The sequence below is a fragment of the Agrococcus sp. UYP10 genome (assembly GCF_040547205.1).
GTDB lineage: Bacteria > Actinomycetota > Actinomycetes > Actinomycetales > Microbacteriaceae > Agrococcus > Agrococcus jenensis.
The window spans coordinates 489,065-508,803 of sequence record NZ_JBEPPG010000001.1 but is presented as its reverse complement, the minus strand read 5'-3'; the positions used below and the strand labels follow the sequence as shown (position 1 = coordinate 508,803).

Annotated in this window: 19 protein-coding genes; 12 read left to right on the top strand and 7 right to left on the bottom strand. The window is 73.1% G+C overall.

The window, feature by feature from the left end; genetic code table 11:
* Positions 1 to 2: 2 nt before the first annotated feature.
* From ABIB37_RS02475 to ABIB37_RS02460, 4 genes are all read right to left on the bottom strand, one after another.
* Positions 3 to 374 carry a VOC family protein gene (locus ABIB37_RS02475; RefSeq protein ID WP_354256309.1) on the bottom strand — a complete coding sequence of 124 codons (372 nt, stop codon included), beginning with the start codon at positions 372 to 374 and terminating at the stop codon, positions 3 to 5.
* A 133-nt stretch (positions 375 to 507) separates the two neighbouring features.
* Complete coding sequence (locus tag ABIB37_RS02470) at positions 508 to 2,178, bottom strand: tripartite tricarboxylate transporter permease (RefSeq protein WP_354256306.1); 1,671 nt, start codon at positions 2,176 to 2,178, stop codon at positions 508 to 510.
* Positions 2,178 to 2,732, bottom strand: a complete 555-nt coding sequence (locus tag ABIB37_RS02465; RefSeq protein WP_354256303.1) for a tripartite tricarboxylate transporter TctB family protein — start codon at positions 2,730 to 2,732, stop codon at positions 2,178 to 2,180. The genes ABIB37_RS02470 and ABIB37_RS02465 overlap by 1 nt, the downstream gene beginning before the upstream one ends.
* A complete protein-coding gene (locus tag ABIB37_RS02460; protein ID WP_354256300.1) occupies positions 2,729 to 3,769 on the bottom strand; it encodes a Bug family tripartite tricarboxylate transporter substrate binding protein in 1,041 nt (346 codons plus the stop codon). Before ABIB37_RS02460 ends, ABIB37_RS02465 begins: the two co-directional genes overlap by 4 nt.
* A 163-nt stretch (positions 3,770 to 3,932) precedes the next feature.
* Here ABIB37_RS02460 and ABIB37_RS02455 point away from each other — a divergent pair, with 163 nt between their 5' ends.
* The 3 genes from ABIB37_RS02455 to ABIB37_RS02445 are packed head-to-tail and all read left to right on the top strand — an operon-like array spanning position 3,933 to position 6,811.
* The gene (locus ABIB37_RS02455) at positions 3,933 to 5,528 is read left to right on the top strand and encodes an ATP-binding protein (protein WP_354256297.1); all 1,596 of its coding nucleotides are present in this window, start codon (positions 3,933 to 3,935) and stop codon (positions 5,526 to 5,528) included.
* Positions 5,525 to 6,199 (top strand): response regulator transcription factor, encoded by a 675-nt coding sequence (locus ABIB37_RS02450; protein ID WP_123697127.1) that lies wholly within the window; start codon positions 5,525 to 5,527, stop codon positions 6,197 to 6,199. Before ABIB37_RS02455 ends, ABIB37_RS02450 begins: the two co-directional genes overlap by 4 nt.
* Before the next feature lie 51 nt (positions 6,200 to 6,250).
* Positions 6,251 to 6,811 (top strand): DM13 domain-containing protein, encoded by a 561-nt coding sequence (locus ABIB37_RS02445; RefSeq protein ID WP_354256293.1) that lies wholly within the window; start codon positions 6,251 to 6,253, stop codon positions 6,809 to 6,811.
* A 15-nt stretch (positions 6,812 to 6,826) separates the two neighbouring features.
* On the opposite strand, the gene ABIB37_RS02440 is transcribed toward ABIB37_RS02445, so the two are convergent.
* Positions 6,827 to 7,549: a VIT1/CCC1 transporter family protein gene (locus ABIB37_RS02440; protein ID WP_354256290.1), complete on the bottom strand. Its 723-nt coding sequence runs from the start codon at positions 7,547 to 7,549 to the stop codon at positions 6,827 to 6,829.
* A 186-nt stretch (positions 7,550 to 7,735) separates the two neighbouring features.
* Here ABIB37_RS02440 and sucC point away from each other — a divergent pair, with 186 nt between their 5' ends.
* From sucC to ABIB37_RS02425, 3 genes are all read left to right on the top strand, one after another.
* Entirely contained in the window at positions 7,736 to 8,902 is a 1,167-nt protein-coding gene (gene sucC, locus ABIB37_RS02435) for an ADP-forming succinate--CoA ligase subunit beta (protein ID WP_354256287.1), read from the top strand.
* An 11-nt stretch (positions 8,903 to 8,913) separates the two neighbouring features.
* Positions 8,914 to 9,813, top strand: a complete 900-nt coding sequence (sucD, locus tag ABIB37_RS02430) for a succinate--CoA ligase subunit alpha (RefSeq protein ID WP_354256285.1) — start codon at positions 8,914 to 8,916, stop codon at positions 9,811 to 9,813.
* 132 nt (positions 9,814 to 9,945) lie between these two features.
* Complete coding sequence (locus tag ABIB37_RS02425; protein ID WP_354256282.1) at positions 9,946 to 10,113, top strand: hypothetical protein; 168 nt, start codon at positions 9,946 to 9,948, stop codon at positions 10,111 to 10,113.
* Here ABIB37_RS02425 and ABIB37_RS02420 read toward each other — a convergent pair.
* On the bottom strand, positions 10,110 to 10,568 hold the full coding sequence (locus ABIB37_RS02420; protein WP_354256279.1) for a nitroreductase family deazaflavin-dependent oxidoreductase: 459 nt from the start codon (positions 10,566 to 10,568) through the stop codon (positions 10,110 to 10,112). The genes ABIB37_RS02425 and ABIB37_RS02420 overlap by 4 nt on opposite strands.
* Before the next feature lie 89 nt (positions 10,569 to 10,657).
* Here ABIB37_RS02420 and ABIB37_RS02415 point away from each other — a divergent pair, with 89 nt between their 5' ends.
* Together ABIB37_RS02415 and ABIB37_RS02410 are read left to right on the top strand one after the other, a co-directional pair.
* On the top strand, positions 10,658 to 11,470 hold the full coding sequence (locus tag ABIB37_RS02415) for an MBL fold metallo-hydrolase (RefSeq protein WP_354256276.1): 813 nt from the start codon (positions 10,658 to 10,660) through the stop codon (positions 11,468 to 11,470).
* Between the two features lie 90 nt (positions 11,471 to 11,560).
* A complete protein-coding gene (locus tag ABIB37_RS02410; protein WP_354256273.1) occupies positions 11,561 to 12,364 on the top strand; it encodes an endonuclease domain-containing protein in 804 nt (267 codons plus the stop codon).
* 102 nt (positions 12,365 to 12,466) lie between these two features.
* On the opposite strand, the gene ABIB37_RS02405 is transcribed toward ABIB37_RS02410, so the two are convergent.
* Complete coding sequence (locus ABIB37_RS02405; RefSeq protein WP_354256270.1) at positions 12,467 to 14,683, bottom strand: NADP-dependent isocitrate dehydrogenase; 2,217 nt, start codon at positions 14,681 to 14,683, stop codon at positions 12,467 to 12,469.
* 151 nt (positions 14,684 to 14,834) lie between these two features.
* Here ABIB37_RS02405 and ABIB37_RS02400 point away from each other — a divergent pair, with 151 nt between their 5' ends.
* The 4 genes from ABIB37_RS02400 (at position 14,835) to ABIB37_RS02385 (ending at position 19,453) form a co-directional block, all read left to right on the top strand.
* Positions 14,835 to 16,406, top strand: a complete 1,572-nt coding sequence (locus ABIB37_RS02400) for a cell division protein PerM (RefSeq protein WP_354256267.1) — start codon at positions 14,835 to 14,837, stop codon at positions 16,404 to 16,406.
* 26 nt (positions 16,407 to 16,432) lie between these two features.
* Positions 16,433 to 17,056 carry a phosphoribosylglycinamide formyltransferase gene (purN, locus tag ABIB37_RS02395; RefSeq protein ID WP_354256264.1) on the top strand — a complete coding sequence of 208 codons (624 nt, stop codon included), beginning with the start codon at positions 16,433 to 16,435 and terminating at the stop codon, positions 17,054 to 17,056.
* Positions 17,053 to 18,777, top strand: coding sequence for a bifunctional phosphoribosylaminoimidazolecarboxamide formyltransferase/IMP cyclohydrolase (gene purH, locus ABIB37_RS02390; RefSeq protein ID WP_354256261.1), 1,725 nt, complete (start codon positions 17,053 to 17,055; stop codon positions 18,775 to 18,777). Before purN ends, purH begins: the two co-directional genes overlap by 4 nt.
* A 130-nt stretch (positions 18,778 to 18,907) precedes the next feature.
* Positions 18,908 to 19,453 (top strand): P-loop NTPase family protein, encoded by a 546-nt coding sequence (locus ABIB37_RS02385; protein ID WP_354256258.1) that lies wholly within the window; start codon positions 18,908 to 18,910, stop codon positions 19,451 to 19,453.
* Positions 19,454 to 19,739: the final 286 nt, after the last annotated feature.

Sequence of the window (19,739 nt, the reverse complement as noted above, 5' to 3'; positions counted from 1 at the left end):
GCTCACGCTCGCGCTGGCAGCTGCTGCAGCGTCCAGCGGTTGCCGTCGGGGTCGGCGAAGGTCACGAACCGGCCCCAGTCCTGCTCGTCGACCTCGCTCGCGTCGACGCCGGCCTCGAGGAGCGCCGCGCGCGTCGCATCCGCGTCGTCGATCACCACCTGCACGTTGCGCATCGTGCCCGGCTCGTCCTCGGCGATGCCCTCGCCGAAGGCGATCGAGCACGCCGACCCCGGCGGCGTGATCTGCACGAAGCGCAGGCCGGGCTGCACCACCTGGTCGAAGTCGGCGTGCCAGCCCAGCTGCTCGGTGTAGAAGGCCTTCGCGCGGTCGGTGTCGCTCACCGGCACGAAGATCAGCTCGATGCGGTACTCCATCGCGGCCATGGTCGCTCCCATCCCGGCGGTCGCCGTCGACCGCTCGATGTGCGCGACGCTACGCCCGGCCGCCGACATGCAGAAGGGGGAGGCCGCAGCCTCCCCCTCCTGTCGCAACTGCCGTCCGCGTCGGCTAGCCGTCGCCGCCGACGTCCGGCCCCTCCGGGTGGTTCGACGTCGAGCGCTGCCGCGGCAGCGCCTGCGTCGAGAGCCGTCCGCGGTCGAGCTCGGGGTGCGGCTGCTGCGACTCGATCTCCTCGTCGAGGGTCGCGATCGCCACCGTGTCGGCGGGCGGCAGCGACGCCTCGAAGCGCGCGCGGCGGCGCTTGAGCCACAGCGCGAGGGCGATGATGAGCGCCATCGCGATGTACGCGACGATCGCGAACGGGCTGTGCACGAGGTACGACGGGTCGCCCTGGCCGATCTGCATCGCCTTGCGCAGCTGCTCCTCCGCCATCGGGCCGAGGATCGCCCCGACCACGAGGGGTGCGATCGGGAAGCCGAGCCGGCGCATGAAGAAGCCGAGCACGCCCAGCACGAGCAGCACGCCGATGTCGAAGACGGTGAAGTTGGCCGCGTACGCGCCGAGGCCGGCGAACACCAGGATGCCGGCGTAGAGGTAGGGCCGCGGGATCTGCAGCAGCTTGACCCACATGCCCACGAGCGGCAGGTTCAGCACGAGCAGCAGCGTGTTGCCGATGAAGAGGCTCGCGATGAGCGCCCACACGAGCGCCGACTGCGTCTCGAACAGCCGCGGACCGGGCTGGATGCCGTAGGTCTGGAAGGCGCTCAGCATGATCGCCGCGGTGGCGGTCGTCGGGATGCCGAGGGTCAGCAGCGGCACGAGCACACCGGCGGCGGCCGCGTTGTTCGCCGCCTCCGGACCGGCGACGCCCTCGATCGCGCCCTTGCCGAACTGCTTGCGGTACTCCGGCTTCGCGACGCTGCGCTCCGTCGCGTACGACAGGAAGGTCGCGACGTCGGCGCCGCCGGCGGGGATCGAGCCGATCGGGAAGCCGATCGCGGCGCCGCGCAGCCACGACTTCCACGAACGCGCCCAGTCGGAGCGGCGCATCCAGGTGCGCCAGCCGCGGGTGATCGGGATGATCGGGATGGTGCCGTGGCGCAGCCGCGAGCCGACGTACAGGGCCTCGCCGAGCGCGAAGAGGCCGACGGCCACGAGCACGACGTCGATGCCGTCGCCGAGCTGCGGGACGCCGAACGTGAAGCGCGACTGCCCCGTGAGCGTGTCGACCCCGATGAGTCCGATGAAAAGGCCCACGGCGAGCGACACCATGCCGCGCCAGGCGCTGTCGCCCAGCAGCGCGCCGACCGTGAGGAACGCGATCACCATGAGCGCGAAGTAGTCGGCCGGGCCGAGGCTCACGGCGAACCGCGCGACGGTGGGCGCGAGGAGCGTCAGCAGCACGGTCGCGATGGTGCCGGCCACGAACGAGCCGATCGCCGCGGTCGCGAGCGCTGCGGCACCGCGTCCCGCCCGCGCCATCTTGTTGCCCTCGAGGGCGGTGACGATCGACGCCGACTCGCCCGGCGTGTTCAGCAGGATCGACGTCGTCGACCCGCCGTACATGCCGCCGTAGTAGATGCCGGCGAAGACGATGAAGGCCGCCGTGGGCTCGAGCGAGTAGGTGATCGGCAGCAGCAGCGCGACCGTCATGGCGGGGCCGATGCCGGGCAGCACGCCCACGGCGGTGCCGAGCAGCACGCCGAGCAGCGCGTACAGCAGGTAGATCGGCTGCAGCGCGGTGGCGAATCCCTCCAGCAGCAGGGTCCAGGTGTCCATCAGATGCCGATCCAGGAGGTGAGGGTGCCGGTGGGCGGCAGCGAGAGGCCGAGCAGCGTGCCGAACACGAGCTGGGTGACGACGCCCATGGCGAGGCCGATGAGCACCGCGACCCACCAGCGCTTGGCGCCGAGCGCGAGCGACGCGCCGGCGAACAGGATGGTGACGCCGAGCGGCCACCCGAGGAACGGGATGGTCACCATGAGCGAGAGGAAGCTGAGCGCCAGGATGCCGGTCGGGATCCACGCGGTGCCGTGCTCGAGGTCGATGTCCTCGCCCCCCTCGGGGTGGCCGAAGCGCCCCCGGAGCTGGCCGACGAGAACGGCGAGCGACGAGACGAGCAGCAGGACGCCGACCGCGTAGGGCACGACGCGAGCGCCGAGCGTGTTCGTCGACCCCGGGGGCTCGCGGATGGTCGTGGTCGAGATGAGCACGCCGACCGCGAGCACGACGAGCAGCCCGACGAAGATCATCGCCTCGATGCGGGCCGACCGCTCGGCGCGCGCCGCGGCCGACGCGCCCTGCTCGGGCGCGCCGGCCGAGGCGGTGCTCATTCGATCAGGCCGATCGTGCGCAGCGTCTCCTGGGTGCGGGTGATGTCCTCGGTGAGGAAGGCGTCGAACTCGTCGCCCGGCATGAACGCATCCGTCCAGCCGTTCGTCTCGAGCACCTCGGCCCAGGCGTCCTGCCCGTGCAGCTCGGTGACGAGGTCGATGAGCGCCGTGCGCTCCGCGTCGGAGATGCCGCCGGGCGCGATCACGCCGCGCCAGTTCGTCACGGTGACGTCGATGCCCTCGTCCTGGATGGTCGGGACGTCGGGCAGCGCCTCGGCAGGCTCCTCGCTCGACACAGCGAGCGCGCGGAGGTCACCCGAGAGGACGGACTCCGAGAACTCACCGACGCCGGAGATGCCGGCCTGGACGGTGCCGCCGAGCAGCATCGTGAGCGCCTCGCCGCCGCCCGAGTTGGCGACGTAGTTGAGCGTCGCCGGCACCTCGGCCGCGTCGACGCCCGCCTCGGTGAGGAGCAGGCCCGCGAGGATGTGGTCGATGCCGCCGGCCGAGCCGCCGGTGACGGCGACGCCCTGGCCCTCGGCGACGATCGCGTCGATGAGGTCCTCCAGCGACTGGTACTCCGAGTCGGCGGGGACGACGATCACGAGCGGCTCCTCGGTGAGCTTCGCGATGGGCGTCATGTCCTCGATGCGCGTCTCGGACGCGTTCGTCTCGACGCCGCCGACCATGACGGAGCCCATGACCATGAGCGTGTTCGGGTCGGTCTCGGTCGCGAGGCTCGCGAGGCCGACCGTGCCGGCCGCGCCGCCGATGTTCTCGACCGGGGCGGAGCCGACGAGGCCCGTGTCGGTGAGCGTCTGCCCGAGGGCGCGGGCCGTCTGGTCCCAGCCGCCACCGGGGTCGGCGGGGGCGATGACGCTGACGTCCGTGATGGCCGCGGCCTCACCGTCGGCGCCCTGCGAGCCCGAGGGCGCGCCGCCGGTCGAGCAGCCTGCGAGGGCGACGACCGCAGCGCCGGCGATGCCGACGCGGACGAGGGTGGTGATGCGCGTGCTGCGCTGAGTGCTGTGGTGCATGGATCGCACGTCTCCTCCTTGAGCGCCCGGCACCGATGCCGAGTCGCGATCTGCTGTGACCGTAACGGGGGCGGAGGCGTGCGCCGGGGTTGTGGTCGAAAGGTGCGTTTCGGTCGTTCTGGTCAGAGGCTACGCCGCTCGGGCGCGGCCTACCATGGGCGACGTGAGACGGGCGATGAGGCTGCGCACCCAGCTGGTGCTGCTGCAGAGCGCCATCATGCTCGTCGTCATCCTCGGGTCCGGCATCGCGGCCGCGTGGCTGCAGGAGCGCTCGCTCCGGGACGCCTACCTCGACCGCATGATCGCGGTGGCCGAGTCGACCGCCGGGCTGCCGACGGTGGTCGACGCCTTCGATGCGCCCGACCCGTCGGCCATCATCCAGCCGATCGCCGAGACGATCCGCGAGGCCTCCGACGTCACCTACGTCGTCGTCACCGATGCCGACGGCATCCGCTTCTCCCACCCCAATCCCGATCTCATCGGCGAGCGCGTCTCGACCGATCCGACGGCAGCCGAGTCGGGCGAGGTCTACGTCGGCACGCAGACCGGCACGCTCGGCACGTCGTGGCGTGCGAAGGTGCCGGTGTTCGACGAGTCGGGTGCCGTGGTGGGCCAGGTCTCGGTGGGCATCCTCGAGTCGGAGCTGCAGCGGGACTGGCTCAGCACCGTCTGGATCCTCGCCCTGTGCTTGGGCGTCGCCGCGATCGTCGGCGTCGTGCTCGCCTCCTGGGCAGCGTCGCTCGTGCGGCGTCGCATCTACGGCGTCGAGCCCGACGAGATCAAGTCGATGCTCGAGACGCGCAACGCGACCCTGCACGGCATCGGCGACGGCCTCGTGGTGCTCGACGAGCGCGGCGGCATCGTGCTCTGCAACGACGCGGCGCTGCGGCTGCTGGGGCGCGAGGGGGCCGACCTCGCGGGCACGCCGATCGCCGAGGTGCTCGATGCGCCCATCGATCCGCTGCTCGCCGACGCCGGCGAGCAGCAGCTCGTGCTCGCGGGGGAGCGGATGCTGGTCGCCCGCGTGGACCGCGTGGTGGTCGACGACCGCGCGGTCGGCACCGTGCTGATCCTGCGCGACCGCACCGAGCTCGACGCGGCGCTGCGCGACCTCGCCGGCGCGCAGGGGATGACCGAGACGCTGCGCGCGCAGCAGCACGAGTTCGCCAACACCCTGCACACGCTCGGCGGGCTGCTCGAGCTCGGCGAGGCCGAGGCGGCGATGGGCGTCATCGAGCGCGCGGGCGCCGGCGGCGCGCTCGCATCGCTCGAGCCCTCCTCCGGCATCCTCGAGCTCGAGGTGGCGGCGCTGCTGCTCGCGAAGCGGGCGCAGGCCAAGGAGCGCGGCGTCGAGCTGGCCGTGCTGCCCGGGTCGACGCTCCGCCCCGCCGACTCCGTCGGCGCCGCGGGCGACTGGGTGACCGTGCTCGGCAACCTCGTCGACAACGCCATGGATGCGTCGGACGGCGGCCGCATCGAGGTCGCGATCGACGACGAGGGCGACGGCGGCACCCGCGTCGTGACCATCACGGTCGATGACGACGGGCCGGGGGTGCCCGAGGCGCAGCGCGACGCGATCTTCGACATCGAGGTGTCGACGAAGTCGCACGTCGCAGGTCTCGCGCGCGGCTACGGCCTCACCCTCGTGCGCCGGGTCGCCGAGCGGCTCGGCGGCAGCGCGCACGTCGAGGCCTCGCCGCTCGGCGGTGCCCGCTTCGTCGCGCGCCTGCCGGTCGTGCCGAGCGGCGTGCGCGCATGAGGCCGCTGCGCGCGCTCATCGTCGAGGACGACAAGGCGGTCGCCCTCGTCACGCGCAGGTTCGTCGAGCGGCACGGCGCGTTCGTCGTCGCGGGGGAGGCGGCGACGGGTCGCGCGGCGCTCGAGGCGATCGAGGCGCTCCGCCCGGATCTCGTGCTGCTCGACGTGCACCTCCCGGACGCCTCGGGCATCGAGGTGCTGCGGGTCGCGCGCACGCGCGGCTTCGCCGGCGAGGTCGTGGCCGTGACCGCGGCGCGCGACCTCGAGACGGTGCGCGCGGCACGCGCCTTCGGGGTGCGCCACTACCTCGTCAAGCCGTTCGGGCTCGAGGCGATGCGCGAGCGGCTCGAGGCGATCCGGGCAGAGCTCGAGCAGGCGGAGGCGCTCGGCGTGCAGGTGCTCGACCAGCGCGCGGTGGACGCCATGCTGCAGCCGGCCGACCGGCAGCGGCCGGCGCCGGCGGGGTCGCAGCTCACGCTCGACCGCGTGGCCGCGGTGCTCGAGACGCTCGAGGAGTCGGCGAGCGCGGCCGAGATCGGCGAGCGGCTGGGGATGTCGCGGGTCAGCGCGCGGCGCTACCTCGAGCGGCTGGTGATCGAGGGCCGCGCCGAGGTGGCGCCGCGCTACGGGGGCACCGGCAGGCCGGAGCTGCGCTACAGCGCGCGGCGCTGATCGCCGACCCCGCTGGTAGCCTTCGCCCACCACGAACCGGGGATCGAGGCCATGGAGCGCACGCGCAGCCGACGGATCCGGTGGCTCGGCGCCGCGATCGCGGTCCTGCTCGTCGCGGCTGTCGCCGGAGCCATCTTCCAGCCCTGGCGGCTGCTGTACGACGAGACGGTGGTCGAGGCCGTGCCGACGGCTGGACCGGTGGCGGAGGCCGATCCGGCAGCGCCCTCGTCGTCGCCGACCCCTGCGGCGCCGACGGGGCCGGTGGAGCTCGCCGCCGGCGACCTGATCTCGCACGAGCACCCGACCACGGGCACGGCTCGCGTGCTGCAGCTCGGGGACGGCGCACGCGTGCTCGTGCTCGACGGCCTCGACACCGTGAACGGGCCCGACCTGCACGTGTGGCTCACCGACCAGCCCGTCATCGAGGGCACGGACGGGTGGTTCGTCTTCGACGACGGGGCATGGACCTCGCTCGGACCGCTGCGCGGGAACGTGGGCACCCAGCAGTACGCGATCCCCGATGGGGTCGACCTCGCCCAGGTGACGAGCGTCTCGATCTGGTGCGAGCGCTTCGCCGTCTCGTTCGGCGCGGCACCGCTCGACCTCGCGTGAGCCGAGGCCGGTGCCTCAGTGCACCGGCGACCCGAGCAGGGTGCCGATCGACCAGGTCGCGGCGAGCGCGATGATGCCGCCGAGCAGCACGCGCACCGTCCCGAGCCGCTTGCCGGAGCCGCCGATGCGCGCCGAGACGACGCCGGTGACGAGCAGCGCCACGATCGTCGCGACCACGATCGACCATGGCATCCACGCGGCAGGGGAGAGCAGCGCCGCGAGCAGCGGCACGAGCGAACCCAGCGTGAAGGCGACGGCCGAGGAGGCGGCGGCAGCCCAGGGGTTGTTGAGGTCCTCGGGGTCGAGCTTGTACTCGACGTCGAGGTGCGCGCGCAGCGGGTCGGACGCCGTCAGCTCGGCGGCGACGAGGTGCGCCGTCTCGGGCGAGAGGCCGCGGAGCTCGTACATGTGCGCGAGCTGGTCGATCTGCCCCTCAGGGTTCTCGTCGAGGTGGCGCAGCTCGCGACGGATCGCCGCGCGCTCGCTGTCGCGCTGCGACGAGACCGAGACGTACTCGCCGACGGCCATCGAGAAGGCGCCGGCGACCAGGGCGGCGATGCCGGCGGTGAGGATGCCGGCGAGCGTCGTGCCCGCGCCCGCGACGCCGACCATGAGGGCCGACGTCGAGACGATGCCGTCGTTCGCGCCGAGCACGCCGGCGCGCAGCCAGTTGAGCCTCGAGGCCATCGACTCGACCGGCGGCGGCAGGTCGGGGCGGCGCTGGAGCGCTGGATCCATGGGTGTCCTCCTGGCATCCATCGTCCGGGCTCCGCGGCGCCGCCGCAACGAAGGCCAGGCTCGTTCGAAAGCCGTACGAATGCCGAATCTTGACGCTTCGGGAAGCCGAAAGCGAGCGGGGGCGCATGCGCGTCGGCGCTAGGCTTGCCCAGGCGAATCCCCCAACATCAACGGATTGGATGACGCGTGGATCTCTATGAGTACCAGGCAAGGGACCTGTTCGAGCAGCACGGGGTACCCGTGCTGCGAGGCATCACCGCCGACACCCCCGAGCAGGCCGAGGCAGCAGCCACGGAGCTCGGCGGCGGTGTCGTGGTCGTGAAGGCACAGGTCAAGACGGGCGGCCGCGGCAAGGCCGGCGGCGTGAAGCTGGCGAAGAGCCCGGCGGAGGCGAAGACGGCCGCGGAGGCCATCCTCGGCCTCGACATCAAGGGGCACACCGTGCACCGCGTGATGATCGCCGAGGGCGCAGCGATCAAGGAGGAGTACTACTTCTCCATCCTGCTCGACCGCTCGAACCGCTCCTACCTCGCCATGTGCTCGTACGAGGGCGGCATGGACATCGAGCAGCTCGCCGAGGAGCGCCCCGAGGCGCTCGCCAAGGTCGAGGTCGACCCGGCGGTCGGCATCGATGCGGCGAAGGCCGAGGAGATCGTCCGCGCCGCGAGCTTCCCCGAGGAGCTCGTCGCGAAGGTCGCACCCGTGCTCGTGACGCTCTACGGCGTCTTCGACAAGGAGGACGCCACCCTCGTCGAGGTCAACCCGCTCGTGCTCACCGAGAGCGGCGACGTCATCGCGCTCGACGGCAAGATCACGCTCGACGAGAACGCCGACTTCCGTCAGGCCGGCCACGCCGAGCTCGAGGACAAGGCCGCCGCGAACCCGCTCGAGGCGAAGGCCAAGGAGTCGGACCTCAACTACGTGAAGCTCGACGGCCAGGTCGGCATCATCGGCAACGGCGCGGGGCTCGTCATGTCGACGCTCGACGTCGTCGCCTACGCCGGCGAGGCGTTCGGCGGCGTGAGGCCCGCCAACTTCCTCGACATCGGCGGCGGCGCATCGGCCGAGGTCATGGCCGCCGGCCTCGACGTCATCCTGGGCGACGCCGACGTGAAGAGCGTCTTCGTCAACGTCTTCGGCGGCATCACCGCGTGCGACGAGGTCGCGAACGGCATCGTCAAGGCGCTCGAGATCCTCGGCGACGAGGCCTCGAAGCCGCTCGTCGTGCGACTCGACGGCAACAACGTCGAGGAGGGCCGACGCATCCTCGCCGACGCCGACCACCCGCTGGTGACCGTCGTCGACACCATGGACGAGGCAGCGGCCAAGGCCGCCGAGCTGGCTGCGGCCTAGGAGAGCAGAAGATGTCGATCTATCTCAACAAGGACAGCAAGGTCATCGTCCAGGGCATCACCGGCGGCGAGGGCTCCAAGCACACCGCGCGCATGCTCGCCGCGGGCACGCAGGTCGTGGGCGGCGTGAACGCCCGCAAGGCCGGCACGACCGTCTCGCACACCGCCGCCGACGGCTCCGCCGTCGAGCTGCCCGTGTTCGGCACCGTCGCCGAGGCGATCGCCGAGACCGGCGCCGACGTCTCGATCGTCTTCGTGCCGCCGGCGTTCGCCAAGGACGCGGTCATCGAGGCCATCGACGCCGGCATCGGCCTGCTCGTGGTCATCACCGAGGGCATCCCCGTGCAGGACTCGGCCGAGTTCTGGGCGCACGCGAAGTCCGCGGGCACGACGCGCATCATCGGCCCGAACTGCCCCGGCATCATCACGCCGGGCGAGTCGCTCGTGGGCATCACGCCCGCGAACATCACCGGCAAGGGCCCGATCGGCCTGGTCTCGAAGTCGGGCACGCTCACGTACCAGATGATGTTCGAGCTGCGCGACCTCGGCTTCTCGACCGCCATCGGCATCGGCGGCGACCCGATCATCGGCACGACGCACATCGACGCCCTCGAGGCGTTCGAGGCCGACCCCGAGACGAAGGCGATCGTCATGATCGGCGAGATCGGCGGCGACGCCGAGGAGCGCGCTGCCGACTACATCAAGGCGCACGTCACGAAGCCGGTCGTCGGCTACGTCGCCGGCTTCACGGCGCCCGAGGGCAAGACGATGGGCCACGCCGGCGCCATCGTCTCCGGCTCGTCGGGCACGGCGCAGGCGAAGCAGGAGGCGCTCGAGGCCGCCGGCGTCAAGGTCGGCAAGACGCCGTCCGAGGCCGCCCGCCTCATGCGCGAGATCATCGAGTCGCTCTGAGCTGACTCGCCATGCAGGGCCCCGGCTTCGGCCGGGGCCCTCTTCGCGTTCTCGGCGGAGTGCGCTCCCTGCCCGCGCCCGGGCGCGCGCACTAGGGTTGCCGCACCGATCGACACGACGGAGGGGGCGGCGATGAGCCACGACGAGGGACACGACAGCGAGGGCACGAAGAAGCCGGGAGGCCTCGGCGAGGACGGCACGATCCCGGCCGACCCGGACGGGCTGGGCGCGACGACGACCGACGAGTCGTCGACGTTCGAGCCCGAGGAGGACGAGGCCGCGGAGCCCGAGGCCGACTAGCGCAGAGCTTCGTCGGGCGCCGCTCCGCCGATGCGCTCGATGACGAAGACCGGATGCCGGGCGGCGATCGCGGCGAACGCCGCGAGGTCGTCGTCCGGCCCGGCCTCGACGTGCGGGCGCACGATCGGGATGCGGCGCACGTACGCGCGCAGCACCGGCGCCGCCTCCTGGGGCGGGAGCTCGGTCGCGCGCACCTCGTGCGTCGTGCCGCGCTCGATCGTCGCGACGCCCGCGGCGCGCAGGTTGCGCACCCAGTCGACGACGCCGTAGGGCGCGACGAGGTGCACGCGGCCGTCGAGCGGGAGCGGCGTGACCGGCGTGGTGCGCGGCTCGCCGCTCGACCGGCCGGCGACCGTCAGCGCGACCGCGCCGCCAGGGCCGAACCCCGCTCGGGCGAGCGCCACGATGGCGCGATCGGCGAGCCTGCGGGCGATCGAGCGGCGGAAGCGGGCCATGCGGTCAGCGTACGGGCGCATCCGGGCGCATCCGGGCGCATCCGGGCGTCGCGCTCGCGCTCGGCGCCGCAGGGCGGCAGAGTGGGCGCATGACGATCCTGTGCGCGACGTGCGGCGTCGAGGCCGCCGAGCCGCTGCCCGAGACCTGCCCGATCTGCGCCGACGAGCGCCAGTGGGTGCCGATGCACGGCCAGATCTGGACGAGCACCGACGAGCACGCCGACGACGGCATGCACATCGACGTCGTCGAGCTCGAGCCGGGCGCGTGGGCGCTCACCTCCGACCCGGCCGTCGGCATCGGGCAGCGCTCGATCCTCGTGCAGACCACCGAGGGCAACCTGCTGTGGGACCCGCTCGGCACCATCACCGACGCGGCCGTCGAGCAGGTGCGCGAGCTCGGCGGGCTCGCGGTCGTGGCGGCGTCGCATCCGCACATGTTCGGCGTGCAGTGCGCGTGGGCGGATGCGCTCGACGCGCGCGCGCTCGTGAACCGGCACGACGCGTCGTGGGTGCAGCGCCAGCACGAGCGCATCGAGCTCTGGGACGACGAGGTCGACCTGCTGCCCGGCGTGCGGCTGCTGCGCCTCGGCGGGCACTTCCCGGGCGCGGCCGTCGTCGTGTGGGAGGCCGGGAGCGAGGGGGAGGGGTCGCTGCTCGCGGGCGACACGATGCAGCCGAAGCCCGACCGCGCGAGCGTCGGCTTCATGCGCTCGTACCCGAACAACATCCCGCTCTCGGCGGGCGTCGTACGCCGGCTCGCCGACCGTGCGGCCGAGCTGCGGTTCCGCCGCGTCTACGGCAACATCCCCGGCCAGGTCGTCGAGGACGGGCCGACGGCGATCGCGCGCAGCGCCGAGCGGCACATCGGCTGGGTGACGGGCGCCTTCGACCACCTGACGTAGTCCACAGCGGCCGCGAACCGAGCCGCGGGGGTCGCGCATCGCGTGGCACGGTGCGCGGCATGGTCGATCCGCTCCTGATCCCAGCTCGGCGTGCTGAGCGCTGCGCAGCTGCTGCAGCTCGGATGGTCGCGGTGGGAGATCGAACGAGCCGTGCAGCTCGGCACGCTGCTCCGGCTGCGCTCGGGATGGTTCGCCCAGCCAGGAGCGAGCGCGAGCGTCGTGTCGGCGGTGCGGCAGGGCGGGTGCCTCGCGTGCGCGAGCGCCTTGCGCGCCCGCGGCGTCTGGGTGCCGGAGGGGCTCGGCCGGGGGCATGTGCGGTTCCCGCGGCGGGCCGGGAAGTCCGGTTGCTCGCCGTTCGGTGGGAGCCATGCGGTGGCGAGCGCCGTCGACGACGTGGAGACCGCGTTCCGCTGCCTGCTGCGGTGCGGATCCGCAGAGGACGTCGTGGTCGTGGCTGACTCGCTGCTGCACCTGCGGAGGGCGACGCGGGCGGAGCTGACGCGCTGGGCGGAGGACGCTCCGGCACGCGTGCGCCGGCTGCTCGACAAGGTCGATGTCGCGGAGTCCGGGACCGAGACGATGGTGCGGCTCCGGCTGCGTGCGCTCGGGATCGCGGTGCGCACGCAGGTGTCGATCTGGGAGGGCATGCGCGTCGACCTGCTCATCGGCGATCGGCTCGTCATCGAGTGCGACAGCAGGGAGCACCACGCCGGCTGGGATCGGCAGCAGCAGGATCGCGCGCGGGATCGCGAGCTGGCGGCGCTCGGCTACCTGCCGCTCCGCCTCACCTACCGCCAGATCCACGACGACTGGCCCCGGATCGAGGCGGACGTGCTCGCGATCGTGCGTCGTGGCGATCACCGACGGCCGCGCGTGCGAAAGATGCGCAGCTGAGCGGACCGCCGGATGGACTATCCACCCGGCAGTCCGCTCAGCTGCACATGTTTCGGGGAACGGCGAAGGGCCCGGCCGGAGCCGGGCCCTTCGTCGGCGGGATCAGCGCAGCGGCGCGAGGATCGCGTTCAGCGACGTGCTCGGACGCATCGCGGCGTCGGCCAGCTCGGTGTCGACGCGGTAGTAACCGCCCAGGTCGACCGGGCTGCCCTGCACCGCGACGAGCTCGCGCTCGATCGCCTCGGTCTGCGAGACCATCGCCTCGGCGACCGGCGCGAACGTCTGCGCGAGGTCGGCGTCGTCGGTCTGCGCCGCGAGCTCCTCCGCCCAGTAGCGCGCGAGCCAGAAGTGGCTGCCGCGGTTGTCGAGCTCGCCGGTCTTCCGCGACGGCGACTTGTTCTCGTTGAGGAACGAGCCGGTCGCGGCGTCGAGCGTCTCGGCCAGCACGCCCGCGCGGGCGTTGCCGGTCGACTCCGACAGGTGCCGGAACGACTCGGCGAGCGCCATGAACTCGCCGAGCGAGTCCCAGCGCAGGTGGTTCTCCTCGACGAGCTGCTGCACATGCTTCGGGGCGGAGCCTCCGGCGCCGGTCTCGAAGAGCCCGCCGCCGTTCAGCAGCGGCACGACCGACAGCATCTTCGCGCTCGTGCCGAGCTCGAGGATCGGGAACAGGTCGGTGTTGTAGTCGCGCAGCACGTTGCCGGTCACCGAGATGGTGTCCTCGCCGCGGCGGATGCGCTCGATCGCGTGCTTCGTCGCGTCGACGGGGCTCATGATCGCGATCTCGAGGCCCTCGGTGTCGTGCTTCGCGAGCTCCTCCTCGACCTTCGCGATCAGCTGCGCGTCGTGCGCGCGGCCCTTGTCGAGCCAGAACACCGCGGGGGTGGCGGAGGCGCGGGCGCGCGTGACCGCGAGCTTCACCCAGTCGCGCACCGCGACATCCTTCGTCTGGCACGCGCGCCAGATGTCGCCGGCCTCGACGTCGTGCCCGAGCAGCACCTCGCCCGCGGCGTTCACGACCTCGATGCGGCCGGCCTGCTCGACGCGGAACGTCTTGTCGTGCGAGCCGTACTCCTCGGCCTTCTGCGCCATGAGGCCGACGTTGGGCACGGAGCCCATGGTGGTCGGGTCGAAGGCGCCGTTGGCGCGGCAGTCGTCGATGACGACCTGGTAGATGCCGGCGTACGACGAGTCGGGGATCACGGCGAGCGTGTCGGCCTCCTCGCCGTCCGGGCCCCACATGTGGCCGGACTGGCGGATCATCGCGGGCATCGACGCGTCGACGATCACATCGGACGGCACGTGCAGGTTGGTGATGCCGCGGTCGGAGTTGACCATCGCGAGGCGCGGGCCGTCGGCGAGGCCGTCCTCGATCGCCTGGCGGACGCCGGCTGCGGTCGACTCGTCGAGCTCGCCGAGCCCGGAGAGGATCGCGGCGAGGCCGTTCTCGGGCGACAGGCCCGCCTCATCGAGGGCGGCGCCGTAGCGCTCGAACACCGTCGGCAGGAAGGCGCGCACGACGTGGCCGAAGATGATCGGGTCGGAGACCTTCATCATGGTCGCCTTGAGGTGGGCGGAGAACAGCACGTGCTCGTCGCGAGCGCGCTGCACCTGCTCGACGAGGAACGCGTCGAGCGCCTTCGCGCTCATGAAGGTCGCGTCGACGATCTCGCCCTCGAGCACGCGCAGACCGTCCTTGAGCACGGTCGTGCCGCCCGAGGTGACGAGGCGGATCTGCAGCGTGTCGTCGGCCGGCATCGTCACCGACTGCTCGTTGGCGCGGAAGTCGCCGGCGCCCATCGTCGCGACGGCCGTCTTCGAGTCGGGCAGCCAGGCGCCCATGGAGTGCGGGTGCTTGCGCGCGTACTCCTTCACCGAGCGCGGGGCGCGGCGGTCGGAGTTGCCCTCGCGGAGCACCGGGTTGACGGCCGAGCCCTTGATCGCGTCGTAGCGGGCGCGGATGTCGCGGTCCTCGTCGGTCGAGACCTCGTCGGGGTAGTCGGGCAGGGCGATGCCCTTGCCCTGCAGCTCGGCGATGGCGGCCTTCAGCTGCGGCACCGATGCCGAGATGTTCGGCAGCTTGATGATGTTGGCCTCGGGCGACTTCGCCAGCTCGCCCAGCTCGGCGAGCGCGTCCGACTCCTGCTGGTCGGCCGGCAGGCGGTCGGCGAACGCCGCGACGATGCGGCCCGCGAGCGAGATGTCGCGGCTCTCGACCTCGACGTCGGCCGCGGCGGCGAACGCGCGCACGATCGGCAGCAGCGAGTGCGTCGCGAGCATGGGCGCCTCGTCGGTGTACGTGTAGATGATCTTGGCCATGCGGCTCGAACCCCTCGCGGTCGTGTAGAACGGCGGCCGCGAGCGCTTCGCGCCGGCCGCGCCATGCGCCTCCAACCTACCGCGACCGGGCTCTGGCGGCGCGCGGCGGGGGAGACGGCCGGCGAGCGGATCGTCGGTAGGGTTGCCAGCCGTGCGTCGCGTGTGGGCCGGGATCGGCCAGGCTGTCGAGTCCGCCGCCATCGCGGCGGTGGGCCTCGTCCTGTGCGCGCTCGTGCTGCTCGCCGTCTGGGGCATCGACCAGGGCTTCGCCGGCGACCCGCTGCTGCAGTGGCGCATCGCGGTCGACGCGTGGATGCTCGGCCACGGCGTCGACGTCGGCATCACGCTCGCGCCGGATGCGGTGCTCGCGATCGGCCTCGAGGAGGCGGGGCGCTCGTTCGTCCTCTCGCTGGGCGCCTGGGGCATCGGGCTCGTGACCCTCTGGCTGCACTGGCGCAGCGGCCGCCGGCTCGCCGGGCTGCCGCCCGTCGAGACCGGCATCGCGGTCGTCGCCGGCGCGCTCGCGACCGGCGCCGTCGGCCTGCTCGCCGGCGTGAGCGCGCAGCATCCGAGCGCCGCGCCCAACCTCGGCCAGGCGTTCGCGCTCCCGGCGCTCGTCGCGCTCGTCGGCATGGTCGGCGCCCTGCTCGCGGCGCGCGGCCACGACTGGCTGCACGCGCTCGCGCGCGCGCTCACCATCGAGGACGGCTGGCTGCGACCGGTGCGCGCGGCGCTGCGCGCGGGGATCGGCGGCGCGATCGGCGTGCTCGGCGTCGGCGCGCTGCTCGTCGGCGTGGGCCTGCTCCTGCGCTTCACCGACGGCCTGCTGCTCATGGAGTCGCTCGAGGTGACGCACCTCGGCGCAGGCGTGCTCCTCCTGCTGCAGCTCGCGCTCGCGCCGGTCGCGATCGTGTGGGGCGCGGCGTGGGCGATCGGCCCGGGCTTCATGCTGGGGCGCGGCTCGAGCGTCTCACCGCTCGGCACCGACCTCGGCCCGGTGCCGTCGCTGCCGATGCTGACGGCGATCGACCCGGACACGCAGTCGTGGATGCTCGTCGTCGTCGCGCTCCCCGTGCTCGCCGCCGTCGTGGTGGGCGCGTTCGCGCGCCAGACCACGCTCGCCGGCAGCGCCGACCGGCCGGTGCACTGGTGGGAGCTCGCGGCGACCGCAGTGGGCGGCGGCGTGCTCGCCGGCGCGCTGCTCGGCGTCGCCGCGATGCTCGCGACGGGCGCGGCGGGTCCCGGCCGGCTGTCGCTCACCGGACCGGATGCCGTGCAGGTGGCCGCATGGGGCGCGCTCGAGGTGGGCGCGGGGCTGCTCATCGGCATGCTCGCCGGCGGCCGCGGTGCGAGCGCGCTCGCCAGGGAGGGCTCGGGCACGTCGATGCGCGACGTGCTCGGCTTCGGCCGCAGCCGCGACGAGCCGGTGGACGATGCGGATGGCGCGGATGACGTGGTTGGCACGGATGACGTGGCCGACCGCGATGCGGATGCGCCGGCGACCGACAGCTCCGCCGTCGACCCCGACCAGCAGGAGACGGCCGCGGTCGAGCCCGTGCCGACGCCGATGCCGGTACCGACGCGGATGCCGACGCGCGACGCCTCGTCCGACGCGGCAGAGCGGGATCGGGCGGCCGACGACGCGAGCGAGCCGACGCATCCGGAGCACGAGCGGATGCGCGATCAGGCGCGCCACCCGGAGGACGACCGCCCGATCGGGTGAAGCAGCGGGGCCGTAGGATGGAGCACGTGCTGCGCCTCGTCGTCCTCGTCTCCGGCAGCGGCACCAACTTCGCGGATCTGCTCGAGCGCACCCGCGCCGGCCGCGTCCCGGCCGAGATCATCGCCGTGGGCGCGGACCGCGAGTGCGGCGGCCTCGACATCGCCCGCGCCGCCCGGATCCCCACGTTCGTCGAGCCGTTCTCGGCACCGCGCGAGGCGTGGTCCGATCGCATCGCCGACCGCATCGCGGCGTTCGAGCCCGACGTCGTCGTGCTCTCCGGCTTCATGCGGCTGCTGTCGGCGCGCGCCGTCGCGCGCTTCGAGCCGGCGATCCTCAACACGCATCCGGCGTACCTGCCCGAGTTCCCCGGCGCGCACGGCGTGCGCGACGCGATCGCGGCCGGCGTGGCGCAGACCGGCGCATCCGTGATCATCGTCGACAGCGGCGTCGACACCGGTCCCGTCCTGGCGCAGCAGCGCGTGCCCGTGCTGCCCGACGACACGCAGGACACCCTGCACGACCGCATCAAGCTCGTGGAGCGCGACCTGCTCGCGAGCGTGATCATCGACATCGCCGACGGCACATGCGACCTGGCCGGCCACGGCCTCGAGCGACGCCGAGCGGCGAGCGACACGGAGGAGAGACAGTGAGCGGACCCCAGCACGACCCGAGCCTCTACCGGGAGCGCGACCTGGTGCCCTTCCGGCGCGCGCTGCTCTCGGTGAGCGACAAGAGCGGCGTCGTCGAGCTCGGCAGCGCGCTCGCCGAGGCGGGTGTGGAGCTCGTCTCGACCGGCTCGACCGCGAAGATGCTGGCCGATGCCGGCCTCCCGGTCACCGAGGTGGCGCAGGTCACGGGGTTCCAGGAGGCGCTCGACGGCCGCGTGAAGACGCTGCACCCCGCGATCCACGCCGGCCTGCTCGCCGACCTGCGGCTCGAGCACCACGAGGCCCAGCTCGCCGAGCTCGGCATCGCGCCGTTCGAGCTCGTGGTCGTCAACCTCTACCCGTTCGTCGAGACGGTCCGCTCCGGCGCCGCCGACGCCGACGTGGTCGAGCAGATCGACATCGGCGGCCCGGCGATGGTCCGCGCGTCGGCGAAGAACCACGCCAACGTCGCGATCGTCACCGACCCGCGCATCTACCCGCTCATCGCGAAGGCCGCGAGCACGGGCCTCACGCTGCTGCAGCGCCGCGCGCTCGCGCGCGACGCGTTCGCGCACACCGCCGCCTACGACGGCGCTGTCGCGCGCTGGTTTGCGGGCGAGCCGGTCGAGGCGCCCGCAGCGCCCGCCGCGCCGAAGCCTGAGCCGGTCGAGCCGGTCGCCGCGCAGGCCGCTGCGGCACCCGCAGCGCAGGCCGCGCCGGCGCCGGCTGCGGCCGACGCATCCGCAGTGCCCGACACGTCGAGCGCCACGGGCCTCCTCAAGGCGGTCGGCGGCGCGACGCTCGTCTCGGGCCTCCGCTACGGCGAGAACAGCCACCAGCAGGCGGGCATCTTCGCGCTACCCGGGGGTGCGGGCATCACGCAGGCCGAGCTGCTGCACGGCAAGCCGATGTCGTTCAACAACTACGTCGACGCGGACGCGGCACTCCGCGCCGCCTTCGACTTCTCGGAGCCCGCGGTCGCGATCATCAAGCACGCGAACCCGTGCGGCATCGCGGTCGCCGCGGCCGGCGCCGTCGACCCGATCGCGTCGGCGCACGAGCGTGCCCACGCGTGCGACCCGGTCTCGGCGTTCGGCGGCGTGATCGCGGCGAACCGCACGGTCACGCGCGCGATGGCCGAGACGGTGAAGGACATCTTCACCGAGGTCGTCGTCGCCCCCGACTTCGAGCCCGAGGCGCTCGAGCTGCTGACGGCCAAGAAGAACATCCGCCTGCTGCGCCTGCCCGAGGGCTACGCGCGCGAGGGCTCCGAGCTGCGGCAGGTCTCGGGCGGCGTGCTCGTGCAGCAGCCCGACACGTTCGAGGGCTTCTCGTCGCACACGTGGCGCCGCGTCAGCGGGTCGCACGTGTCGGACGCGGTGCTCGCCGACCTCGAGTTCGCCTGGCGCGCCTGCCGGTCGGTGAAGTCGAACGCGATCCTGCTCGCGTCGGGCCTCGCATCCGTCGGCGTCGGCATGGGACAGGTGAACCGCGTCGACTCGTGCAAGCTCGCCGTCGAGCGCGCGGGCGACCGCGCGGCCGGATCGGTCGCGGCGTCGGATGCGTTCTTCCCGTTCGCCGACGGCCTGCAGATCCTGCTCGACGCGGGCGTCACCGCGGTCGTCCAGCCGGGCGGCTCGGTGCGCGACGAGGAGGTCATCGCCGCGGCGAACGCGGCCGGCATCACGATGTACTTCACGGGCGAGCGCCACTTCGCGCACTGACCCCCGCTGGCTCGCCGACAGGTGGGCGCGCCCGCGACCGGTGGCCGAGCAGGCCCACCCGTCGCGGGCAGCCCCACCCGTCGCGGGACGCCGCCCCCGCGCGACGGCCCGCGTCGCTAGCCTGGCTGCCGTGAGCGCAGGCACCGTCGACGACGTCCGCCGCGCGCGCCGCATCCTCTGCTTCGGCGTTACCGGCTCGGGCAAGTCGACGATGGCGGTCGCGCTCGGGGAGCGGCTCGGGCTGCCCGTCACGCTCGTCGACGACCTGTGCTGGTCGCCCGGCTGGGTGCAGCGCTCGCGCGACGAGATCGACGCGAGCGTGCTGCCGATCCTCGCAGGGGACGCGTTCGTGCTCGACACCGTCTACGGCTTCCACAACGAGCACGCGCTCGCGAGCGTCGACGTCATCGTCGGCCTCGACTACGCGCGCCTGGTCTCGCTCGCGCGACTCGTCCGCCGCACCGCCCGCCGCATCCGCACCCGCGAGCGCGTCTGCAACGGCAACGTCGAGACGCTCCGGCTCGCGCTCGCGCGCGACTCGATCATCGGCTGGCACTTCCGCTCGTGGCGGTCGAAGCGCGAGCGGATGCGCCGGTGGCAGTCGGACGCGTCCGCGCCGCCAGTGCTGCTGCTGGCCCGCCCGCGCGACGCCGACCGCCTGCTCGCGTCGCTGTGACGGGCGACTCGCGGCTGAGGGGCTAGACGCGTCGCGCAGGGACTGCTTAGGATGGAAGGCTGTCCGCGCCATCCCGTCGCGGCCGACCGAGGAGGATGCCATGAGCACGACGACGAACGCTCCGATCGCTGCCGCCCGCGCCCTCCTCGCCCGCACCGACGTCGGCGGACGCCGGTAGCAGGAGGGCCTCGTAGCCCGTCGCGAGCCTCGCTCGCACGCGTCGACCGCCGAGGTCGGACGCAGCACCACCATCGCGACCCACCGGTCGCATCAGCACCGCGGGCCC